Annotated in this window: 8 protein-coding genes; 6 read left to right on the forward strand and 2 right to left on the reverse strand. The window is 47.5% G+C overall.

Features of this window, described 5'->3' with window-relative positions; translation table 11 throughout:
- Positions 1-310 precede the first annotated feature (310 nt).
- On the forward strand, positions 311-1585 hold the full coding sequence (locus SOHN41_RS00955; protein ID WP_007644486.1) for a CinA family nicotinamide mononucleotide deamidase-related protein: 1275 nt from the start codon (positions 311-313) through the stop codon (positions 1583-1585).
- Between the two features lie 131 nt (positions 1586-1716).
- On the opposite strand, the gene SOHN41_RS00960 is transcribed toward SOHN41_RS00955, so the two are convergent.
- Positions 1717-2262: a DUF1439 domain-containing protein gene (locus tag SOHN41_RS00960; RefSeq protein ID WP_037457754.1), complete on the reverse strand. Its 546-nt coding sequence runs from the start codon at positions 2260-2262 to the stop codon at positions 1717-1719.
- Positions 2262-4931: a phosphoenolpyruvate carboxylase gene (ppc, locus tag SOHN41_RS00965; RefSeq protein ID WP_037457756.1), complete on the reverse strand. Its 2670-nt coding sequence runs from the start codon at positions 4929-4931 to the stop codon at positions 2262-2264. Before ppc ends, SOHN41_RS00960 begins: the two co-directional genes overlap by 1 nt.
- A 609-nt stretch (positions 4932-5540) precedes the next feature.
- On the opposite strand from ppc, the gene argC reads away from it, so the two are divergent.
- From argC to argH, 5 genes are all read left to right on the forward strand, one after another.
- Positions 5541-6521, forward strand: coding sequence for an N-acetyl-gamma-glutamyl-phosphate reductase (gene argC, locus SOHN41_RS00970; RefSeq protein WP_007644489.1), 981 nt, complete (start codon positions 5541-5543; stop codon positions 6519-6521).
- Between the two features lie 31 nt (positions 6522-6552).
- Positions 6553-7335 (forward strand): acetylglutamate kinase, encoded by a 783-nt coding sequence (gene argB, locus SOHN41_RS00975; RefSeq protein WP_007644494.1) that lies wholly within the window; start codon positions 6553-6555, stop codon positions 7333-7335.
- A gap of 12 nt (positions 7336-7347) precedes the next feature.
- On the forward strand, positions 7348-8253 hold the full coding sequence (locus SOHN41_RS00980) for an ornithine carbamoyltransferase (protein WP_007644495.1): 906 nt from the start codon (positions 7348-7350) through the stop codon (positions 8251-8253).
- A 59-nt stretch (positions 8254-8312) separates the two neighbouring features.
- Complete coding sequence (locus SOHN41_RS00985) at positions 8313-9551, forward strand: argininosuccinate synthase (protein ID WP_007644496.1); 1239 nt, start codon at positions 8313-8315, stop codon at positions 9549-9551.
- A 98-nt stretch (positions 9552-9649) separates the two neighbouring features.
- Positions 9650-11042, forward strand: a 1393-nt coding sequence (argH, locus tag SOHN41_RS00990) for an argininosuccinate lyase (protein WP_083820710.1), incomplete at its 3' end; no start/stop codon positions are given.

Consider the following 11042-nt stretch of genomic DNA (forward strand, 5'->3'; position numbering starts at 1 on the left):
CATGTGAGAGTAGGTCATCGCCAAGCGCCTAATAAGCTCTGAAAAGAGCAGTGACGAAGCCAGCTGAATAAGCTGGCTTTTTTGCATCTGTCATTTGTTAAATTCAATCTAGATTTCCTCCAATTTGTACGTTTCCCCTCATTATTTCTTCACGCGATGAAAAATTCTTCCCTGTGCCTGCTATTTCCATCGTTATCCTGACAATGGTCGCTACAGCGATCTTAGCTCTGGATCGAGCCTAGCTATTGCTATTAGTTAAGCGGTTACTTACCTTATGTTTTAATTTGTTGGGGGTAGATAAGGATCTGAGATGAAGTTAGAGATGATTTGTACTGGGGAAGAGGTGTTATCGGGCCAGATTGTTGATACTAATGCCGCTTGGTTTGCCAGTACTATGATGGAGCATGGTGTCGAGATCCAGCGTCGAGTGACTGTTGGCGATCGCCTCGAGGATCTGATTGCGGTTTTCCAAGAACGTAGCTTGCATGCGGATGTGATCTTAGTGAATGGGGGATTAGGGCCTACGAGTGATGATATGTCTGCTTTAGCTATGGCAAAGGCGAAGGGTGAGTCATTGGTCGAAAATGCTGAGTGGCGTGAGCGTTTAGAGAACTGGTTTACCCGCAATAATCGTGAGATGCCTTTAAGCAATCTCAAGCAAGCTATGTTGCCCGAATCTGCTGTGATGGTAGATAACCCTGTGGGTACCGCCTGTGGCTTTAGAGTTAAGCTTAATCGCGCTTGGTTATTCTTTACACCAGGCGTGCCTTTTGAGCTTAAGCACATGGTTACAGAACAGTTTGTGCCTTTTATCCGCGAAGAGTTTAATCTTGATTCCAAGGTTGCTTTGAAGAAGCTATTGACCATAGGCCAAGGCGAGTCGGCTCTGGCGGATAAGTTAGAACCACTTGAGCTGCCGGAGGGGATTACTATCGGTTACCGTTCTTCTATGCCGCATATTGAGATTAAGATTTTCGCCCGTGGCGAGAAGGCGATTGCGGTATTACCTCGCGTTGCTGGACACATCAAAATGGTGCTGGGTACTGCGGTTGTCGCAGAAGATAAAGCCACTCTTGCCGAAGAAATTCATTATAAGCTACTTAACTCAGGCTTGACCTTAAGCGTTGCCGAGTCCTGTACTGGCGGCATGATTACCAGTCAGTTGGTCGATTTCCCAGGCAGTTCATCTTACTTACAGCACGGATTAGTGACCTACAGCAATGAATCTAAAGTGCGCGTGTTAGGTGTTAATCCTTCAACCTTAGATGATCATGGTGCTGTCTCCATTGCGACTGTGGAAGAAATGGCTAAGGGGGCAAGGCAAATTTTAGACAGTGACTATGCGCTGGCAACCAGTGGCATTGCGGGGCCCGATGGTGGCACAGAAGATAAACCAGTTGGCACTGTGGCGATCGCTTTAGCGACTCGCGGCGGTGTTTATAGCCAGATGATTAAGCTACCACGACGTTCGCGGGATCTGGTGCGTAGTTTAAGTGCGGCGGTCGCCTACGATATGTTAAGACGTGAGCTTTTAGCTGAAGCCGTGATTGTCGATTATCAGTCGATTGGGCGATTCAGCAAGTAACTCTTTTTACAAGCTCTTTTACAAGCTCTTTTACAAGCTTAAAGATTTATTGGTTTCCGCCAGTCTAAATCTATTAACAAAAATGCTCCCGAGGGAGCATTTTTTATGGCGGATAATCCACAAAGGATCAGTTATTTAGTGAACTTAAGCACTAATTTACCGGGGGCAACTTGAATGCTTTCGGTCATTTTTGCCATTAAGGCTTGGTTGCTATCTTTTGTATCGAGCACATAGACGGCTTGGTTCTCTAAAAATAGCCTCAAATAGCTCATCACCTGTGGTGTGGCGCTGCTAATCGCTTTTTCGATATCCTTTGGTGTTGACTCCACTTTGACTAATTCGAGCTGGCGTAGATAGACGCTGTGGGTCGCGCTGTCATACCAGGGCTTGGCTTCAAAGGTAGTTGTCAATTTTGCGCTTAGTGGCAAGATTGGATTCTTAATTGACACTTGAGTTGCGGCACTCACGCTCATAGTGTCAGGTTTTTCTCCTAGCCTGACACTGATGTCGTTAATGCGCACTTCTGCACCAACGAATTGATTGCCTTGCTTAACCTCAAAGTGAATTTCTTTACTGAGGTACTGCTCCATTTCGCGCTCGCTGATACTGTACTGGGTGACGCAGCCGCCAAGCAGTACAGTGATCCCTAAGCAGATTGTGCGGGTAATTTTGTTCATTAACCTGTGTTTCTCATGCCCGCAGCGACACCTGCAATGGTTAGCATCAGTGCTAACTGTACATGTTCGGAGGCGGGTGTTTCGGTGGTTTCCTTACGTGTCCGCGCTAATAACTCGGTTTGTAAGAAGTTTAATGGATCGATATAGGGATTTCGCAATTTAACCGACTCGCGATTCCAAGGTGTATGCGCCATTAAACTATCCGATTTTGTGAGTGCGAGCACGACTTTAATGCCGAGATCTAAGCGTTGGCGCAGGGTTTCGCCTAAGTGATGCAAGTCTTTCGGTACTAAGCAGGTTTCATAGTAGCGGGCCAAATTAGGTTCCGCCTTAGCATAGACCATTTCCAACATTGAAATTCGAGTGCTGAAGAAAGGCCATTCCCGCTCCATATCCTGAAGTAAACCCATCTCGCCACGCTCGCTGGCGGCTTGTAACGCTTCACCTGCGCCGAGCCATGCGGGTAACATCAAACGGTTTTGCGACCAAGCAAAGATCCACGGAATTGCCCGTAGGCTTTCTATGCCACCATCGACACGTCGTTTGGCTGGGCGACTGCCAAGTGGCAGTTTACCCAGCTCAACTTCTGGCGTTGCTGCGCGGAAATATGCCACAAAATCAGGTTCATCACGCACTATGCCACGGTAAGCGCTGACGGACTCCTGCGCGATACGTTCCATGCAGTCACGCCATTGCTGTTTCGGTTCTGGCGGAGGTAATAAAGTGGCTTCCAATACGGCAGAGGTATACAAGGCTAAGCTTTGAACCGCGAGTTTGGGTAGGCCAAATTTAAAACGGATCATTTCACCCTGCTCGGTCACTCGAATACGGCCATCCACTGAACCTGGCGGTTGTGACAGAATGGCTTTATGCGCAGGACCGCCCCCGCGACCAATACTGCCACCACGGCCATGGAACAAGGTGAGTTTGACACCCGCTTGCTTACAAACTGTGACTAATTGCTCCTGCGCCCGATACTGTGCCCAGGCGGCAGCCATAACGCCAGCATCTTTGGCTGAGTCGGAGTAACCGATCATGACCTCTTGCATGCCCTTGGTGTAGCCTCGATACCAGTCAATATCGAGTAATGCAGTAATACACTCGGCGGCGTTATTTAAGTCACTTAAGGTTTCAAACAGTGGCACCACGCGCATAGGGTGTGAGCAACCTGTCTCTTTGAGTAACAGTAACACGGTTAATACATCCGAGGGCTTACTCGCCATTGAGATCACATAGGAGCCTAGGGCCCTAGCGGGATGTTTAGCGATTAAACGGCAAGTACTGAGCACTTCGGCCACATCGGCAGAGGGCTGCCAGTTGCTCGGGATCAATGGACGACGGTTGCTGAGTTCGCGTAATAGGAAGGCTTGCTTCTCAGTTTCATCCCAGTGATTAAAATCGCCCATACCGAGGTAACGAGTTAACTCGGCTAGCACATCGCTATGACGATTCGCGTCTTGGCGAATATCGAGTCTGAGCATATGAATGCCAAAACAGGCGAGACGACGCAGGATATCCAAAAGCAAACCATTGGCAATTAAACGCATGCCGCAGTCGGTCAAACTCTTATAGAGCATTTCTAGTGGCGCTTTGAGATCGCTTTCTTGCCAAATCAGGCTCGACTTATCGACTTCAGGATTATGCCCTTCGATACGAGCGTTTAAGTAATCTATGGTATCGCGTAATTTTTGGCGAAGTGAGCGTAGTACTAGACGATAGGGTTCACAGCTATTGTTGGTGTAAGCCTTTAATTCATCATTGGCTTCTTCCATCGACAGTTCGCCTACGAGCAGGACTATATCTTTTAAAAACAATCTGGCGGCGGCATGGCGATTGCGATCGAGTACTTCTTGGGTGACTTTGGCGGTGACAAAGGGGTTGCCGTCGCGATCACCGCCCATCCAGCTTGAGAATCGTACTGGTGCTATATCGATAGGCAATTGCTGGCCAGTGCGCTCCTGTACCTGATCGTTAAGCTGTCTTAGGAAATCAGGCACCGCATGCCAGAGGGATTCTTCAATGGTGGATAACCCCCAGCGAGCCTCATCCACAGGCGTAGGGCGTTCGCGGCGGATCTCATTGGTGTGCCAAATTTGGGCGATTAATTGGCGAAGGCGTAAATTGATTTGCTGACGTTCTCTATCCGACAGTTGATCGTTTTCTTGCTCGGCAAGGCAGTCCACAATGGCGGCATATTTTTGGATCAGGGTGCGACGGGATATTTCCGTTGGATGGGCCGTGAGCACGAGATCTATGTCTAATGTTTTTAAGCAATCCAACATCTTAGTTTGGTCTATGCGGCTATTGAGCATACGGCCAAGCAGTTGTTCTACGGGATCGGGGACACAAACCAGTTCGTCACAGTTACGGCTAATGGTGTGGAATTGCTCTGATAAATTGGCGAGATTTAGGAATTGGTTGAAAGCCTTAGCGAACGGGACTAACTCTTCATCTGGCAGGGCCGTTAGGAGCTCCAGCATTTGTTCTCTAGCTGCTTCGTCACCACGGCGTGAATCTTTGGCCAGTTTACGGATCTGCTCAACCTTCTCCAGAAAAGAATCGCCGAGGTGGGTGCGCATAGTATCGCCAAGGATTTGTCCTAACATACTCACGTTCGATCTTAATGACGCATACATATCGATCATATTGTCTGCCTTGGTTACCACCATAGTTACTCCGAATAGAAAAACATAAAAATCCGCTTTGCATTTAGTCCGCTAGCACAATACCTATCACTTAGGGCAATGGTCAACAGCAGAACTTATAACTTATACGACCGACTTATCTTATATGCAATCAATCCAAATAATTGTTGAAGAATATTCAGTATATATGCGAACTAACGCAATTTTTTGTGATGATTAGCGTAAGTGAATATGAAGTGCATCATTTTTACTTTTGCGATTATGTATCTTAGCTGTTAATAAAAAGGACTAATTTAAGCCTAGATAGCTGCATTATTAACGAGTTAGCTGAAAAATGATGGCGAGCTAATTTCCGGTACTGTCTAGGATAAATGAAAATAAATTAAAAATATATATTCACATATATTGCATAAGTAGATGTTTGTGGTAGTCTAGCCAGCAGTTGAGATGAGTCACCCTTCGTGACCTGTAGAGTAAATACCATGATGCAAAGCATTAACCTGACAGTGAATAAAAGAACAACCCATTATAATTTCCTGCGACGATAGTCTTGTCATCATAGAGATACGCTGCTGCGTGTACGCTATTCATCTATTCTTTAAGTTTCTTTGATTCGGTTTATAAAAAATACATATGAAAAACATCGCCATTATCGGTGCCAGTGGTTACACAGGCGCACAACTCACCGCTTTAATCCATGCGGAAGCAGATCTGACAATTCAGGGGCTGTATGTTTCTGAAAACAGTTTAGATAAAGGTAAACCTTTAGCAGATTTGTATCCTGTTTATAGCCATATTTCTCTATCTCTCTCCCCCTTAACCGATGAGGCTAAGGCAAAAATCGTTGCCGAAGCCGATGCGGTGGTGCTAGCGACTGAGCACTCGGTGAGCCTGCATTTAGCGGCTTGGTTTTATGCGCAAGGTTTAGCGGTATTCGATTTAAGCGGTGCTTATCGTTTCAGCGATGTGGCGCAATATCCTAAGTGGTATGGTTTTGAGCATGAATATCCAGAGGTTTTAGCCAAAGCCGTATATGGTCTTGCCGAATGGAATGCTAAAGAAATCGCTGCAACTAAGATGATTGCCGTGCCAGGTTGTTACCCAACCGCATCACTTACAGCCTTAAAACCACTCGCTAATTTACTCACATCGGCTTATCCGGTGATCAATGCGGTGAGCGGCGTAACAGGTGCGGGCCGTAAGGCGCAGTTACACACCAGTTTTTGTGAAGTGAGCCTGACGCCCTATGGCGTATTAGGCCACAGACATCAACCCGAGATCGCCACTCAGCTTGGCCAAGAAGTGATATTTACGCCGCACCTTGGCAACTTTAAGCGTGGCATTTTAGCGACCATTACCGTGCAGCTAAAACCAGGCACAACGACTGCCGATGTGGCCGCGGCCTATAGCGTGTATGACAAGGCGCCATTGGTCACAGTGAAGCACAATCAGTTCCCGAAAGTGGACGATGTGGTGCTGACACCCAACTGCCACTTAGGTTGGAAGTTTGATGAGACTAGCGGTTACTTAGTAGTGGCCAGTGCCATCGATAATTTGATGAAAGGTGCTGCCAGCCAAGCGCTGCAATGCATAAAGATTCATTTTAACCTTTAATTGTTCATCCTTATTTAAGAGAGTCGTCAAGATGTCTACAAACAACTCAGTATTAGTTCTTAAAGTCGGTGGCGCGCTGCTGCAGTGTGAAATGGGGATGGCGCGGTTAATGGATACGGCTGCGGCTATGTTAGCCAATGGTCAGCAGGTGTTGATGGTGCATGGCGGCGGCTGTTTGGTGGACGAGCAGTTAGCGGCTAATGGTATGGAAACCGTCAAGTTAGAAGGTTTACGGGTGACTCCGCCTGAGCAAATGCCGATTATTGCCGGTGCATTGGCGGGCACTTCGAATAAGATCCTTCAAGGCGCAGCGACTAAGGCTGGCATCGTGAGTGTGGGCATGAGCCTCGCCGATGGCAACACTGTGTCGGCTAAGATTAAAGATGAGCGTTTAGGACTTGTGGGTGAAGTCACGCCAAAAGATGGCACTTATCTTAAGTTTATCCTCGAGCAAGGTTGGATGCCTATTTGTAGTTCTATCGCCATGATGGACGATGGTCAAATGCTTAACGTCAATGCCGACCAAGCGGCGACGGCATTAGCCAAGTTAGTGGGCGGCAAGTTAGTGTTGTTGTCGGATGTGTCCGGCGTACTCGATGGCAAAGGCCAACTTATTCACAGTTTAAATGGCAAGCAGATAGCAGACCTTGTTAAACAAGGTGTGATCGAAAAGGGAATGAAGGTCAAAGTTGAAGCTGCGCTCGAAGTAGCGCAGTGGATGGGGCAGGCGGTTCAAGTTGCCTCGTGGCGTGATGCAAGCCAATTAATCGCATTAGCAAAAGGTGAAGCCGTAGGAACACAAATCCAACCATAAGTGGAGTAGGTTATGAAGCATTTACTATCGATAAAAGACTTAACCCAGCAGCAGTTACTCGATCTGATTGCCTTGGCAAAAACGATCAAAGCCAATCCGGCTGAGTATCGCCATGCGCTGGATGGCAAGAGTGTGGTGATGTTATTTGAAAAGCCCTCGCTCAGAACACGCGTTAGCTTCGATATCGGTATTAATAAGCTCGGTGGCCACTGTTTATACCTAGACCAACAAAATGGTGCGTTAGGTCAACGGGAATCGGTTGCTGACTTTGCTTCTAACCTGTCCTGTTGGGCCGATGCGATTGTGGCGAGAACCTATTCCCATACGACCATTGAACAATTAGCTCAATTTGGCACTGTGCCCGTGATAAATGCGCTGTCGGATCTTTATCATCCTTGCCAAGCATTAGCCGACTTTTTAACACTCGCCGAGCAGTATGAGGATGTTAGCAAAGCTAAGTTGGCTTATGTTGGTGACGGTAATAATGTCACTAACTCGCTGATGTATTGCGCGGCTATTCTCGGTGCCACCATGACAGTGATCTGCCCTGCGGGTCACTTTCCTGATGGCTACGTTGTGGCGGAAGTACAAGAACTCGCCAAGCGATATGGCGCTAAGATAGTGCTAACGTCTGATATTGATGCGATTGAAGGTCATGATGCTATCTATACTGATACTTGGATTTCAATGGGTGATCCAACGCCGCTGTCGGATATCAAAGCGAAGTTTGCCCCATACCAAGTAAACAACGCCTTGATGGTGAAAGCGGGTGCTAACTTCTTTATGCATTGTTTACCCGCCCACCGTGGTGTAGAAGTAACAGATGAAGTGATGGACGGTGCAGGCTCCTTAATTCTGCAACAAGCCGAAAATCGGATGCATGCCCAAAATGCGGTACTGGTAACCTTATTTAGTTAAATTAACCCTGTTTAGCAGCCTGTTTTCTCCTTAAGAGAAACGAGTCATAGGAATTTAAGATGTCTATCGAGAACAAAAATACTGGCGTGAAAAAAGTGGTTTTAGCCTATTCAGGTGGTCTAGATACCTCGGCCATTATTCCTTGGTTAAAAGAAAACTACGATAACTGCGAAATCATCGCATTCTGCGCCGATGTCGGCCAAGGCGAAGAAGAGCTCATTGGCTTGACCGAAAAAGCCTTAGCTTCGGGTGCATCCGAATGTCATATCGTCGATCTGAAAGAAGAATTCGTTAAAGAATATATTTACCCAACGATTGCGAGCGGTGCGATTTACGAAGGCACTTATTTACTCGGTACGTCAATGGCGCGTCCTATCATTGCCAAAGCGCAGGTTGAAGTCGCCCGTAAAGTCGGCGCCGATGCTCTGTGTCACGGTTGTACTGGTAAAGGTAACGACCAAGTACGTTTCGAAGGTTGTTTCGCCGCATTAGCACCTGATTTAAAAGTGATTGCACCATGGCGTGAGTGGACCATGCAGAGCCGTGAAGATCTGTTGGCCTATCTTGCCGAGCGCAATATCAAGACGTCAGCGTCAGCGACTAAAATCTATAGCCGTGATGCCAACGCTTTCCATATTTCCCATGAAGGCGGTGAGTTAGAAGATCCATGGAACGAGCCAAGCAAAGGTGTATGGACACTGACGGCGGATCCTGAAGATGCACCGAACAAGCCTGAATATGTGTCGCTAGAAGTAGAATATGGCCGTGTGACTAAGGTGAACGGTGAGGCATTAACACCCTATGCTGTGCTGATGAAGCTGAATGCCATTGCAGCCCCGCACGGTGTGGGTCGTATCGACATCACCGAAAACCGCTTGGTGGGTATGAAGTCTCGTGGCTGTTACGAAACCCCGGGCGGCACTGTGATGTTCGCTGCGCTGCGTGCGATTGAAGAACTCGTACTCGACAAGACCAGCCGTAACTGGCGTGAGCAGGTTGGCGCACAAATGGCGCATTTAGTGTATGACGGCCGTTGGTTTACACCACTGTGCAAGTCGCTGCTGGCGGCATCTGAGTCATTGGCTGAGTCTGTTAATGGTGAAGTGGTCGTTAAGCTCTACAAAGGCCAAGCGACAGCGGTGAAAAAACGTTCACCCAATAGCTTGTACTCCGAAGCATTTGCCACCTTCGGTGAAGATCAAGTGTACGATCAAAAACATGCAGAAGGCTTTATCCGCTTGTACTCATTAGCGAGCCGCATTCGCGCACTTAACGCTAATGATGTTAAGCCTAAGTAATAGGTCGTTTAAAAGGGCGCCTAGCGCCCTTTTTTTGTTTTAAGGTGTTGATGCAGATTTAGTCGATTTCAAATTAGCAGTGAGCAAGGGGATATAGCATGGCTTTATGGGGTGGAAGATTTCAGGGCGAAACGAGTGCGCTATTCAAATTATTCAACGATTCGCTACCCGTGGATTATCGTCTGTTCGAACAGGATGTGGTCGGCTCCATTGCTTGGGCGGATGCGATTGCTAGCGTTGGAATTATCACAACAACCGAATGCAGCGACTTGAAAAAAGCGCTTAATGAGCTGCTGGTGGAAGTGAAGGGCGATCCAGCCATTATTCTCGCCTCGGGCGCCGAAGATATTCACAGTTTCGTGGAGTCGGCGCTGATCGCTAAAGTCGGCGATCTTGGTAAAAAATTGCACACTGGCCGCAGCCGTAACGATCAAGTCGCCACCGATTTAAAACTTTGGTGTCAATCTGAAGGCAAAGCATTACTCGCACGCCTTCAAAGCCTACATGCTGAATTGCTGGCTTTGGCTGAACGTGAATTTGATGCGGTAATGCCAGGTTATACTCACTTGCAGCGCGCTCAACCTGTGACATTTGGCCACTGGTGCTTAGCCTATGTGGAAATGACTGAACGTGATATCAGTCGTTTATCCGATGCGTTAACTCGTGCTAACACCTGCCCATTAGGTTCAGGCGCCCTTGCAGGTACAGCCTATAAAATGGATAGGCACGCTCTGGCCGCAGCGCTGAATTTTGCCTCGCCGACACTCAATAGCTTAGATAGTGTGTCAGATAGAGATCATGTGGTAGAACTCTGCTCAACGGCATCGATCAGCATGATGCATTTAAGCCGCATGGCCGAAGATTTGATTTTCTTTAACTCGGGCGAAGCGAACTTTATTTCCCTGAGTGATGAAGTGACCTCTGGGTCATCCCTGATGCCACAGAAGAAAAATCCTGATGCATTAGAGCTTATCCGTGGTAAAACGGGCCGGGTTTATGGCAGTTTAGTGGGCATTCTTACCACCATGAAGGCCTTGCCTTTAGCGTACAACAAGGACATGCAGGAAGATAAAGAAGGCCTGTTTGATGTCGTAGACAGTTGGGCAATCTGCTTGGATATGGCGGCTCTGGTGTTATCCGGTTTAGTGGTGAATCGTCCTAATGCGCTGTTAGCCGCGCAGCAGGGTTATGCAAACTCAACTGAGCTGGCCGATTATCTAGTTTCTAAGGGTATGCCTTTCCGTGAGGCGCACCATGTTGTGGGTGAAGTGGTTGTTGCCGCAATTGCGAAGCAAATTCCGCTGGAGGATTTCTCCTTGGCTGAGTTAAAAACCTTTGCTGCCATCATTGAAGATGATGTTTATCCCAACCTCACCATTGAAGCCTGTTTAGCGAAACGCGATGTGCTTGGTGGTACTGCATTGCCACAAATCAAGCTGGCGATAGCGGCTAAAAAAAGCCCGCTAACTCGCTTATTTAACCCAATAAAAA

It is taken from the genome of Shewanella sp. HN-41, from assembly GCF_000217915.1.
GTDB lineage: Bacteria > Pseudomonadota > Gammaproteobacteria > Enterobacterales > Shewanellaceae > Shewanella.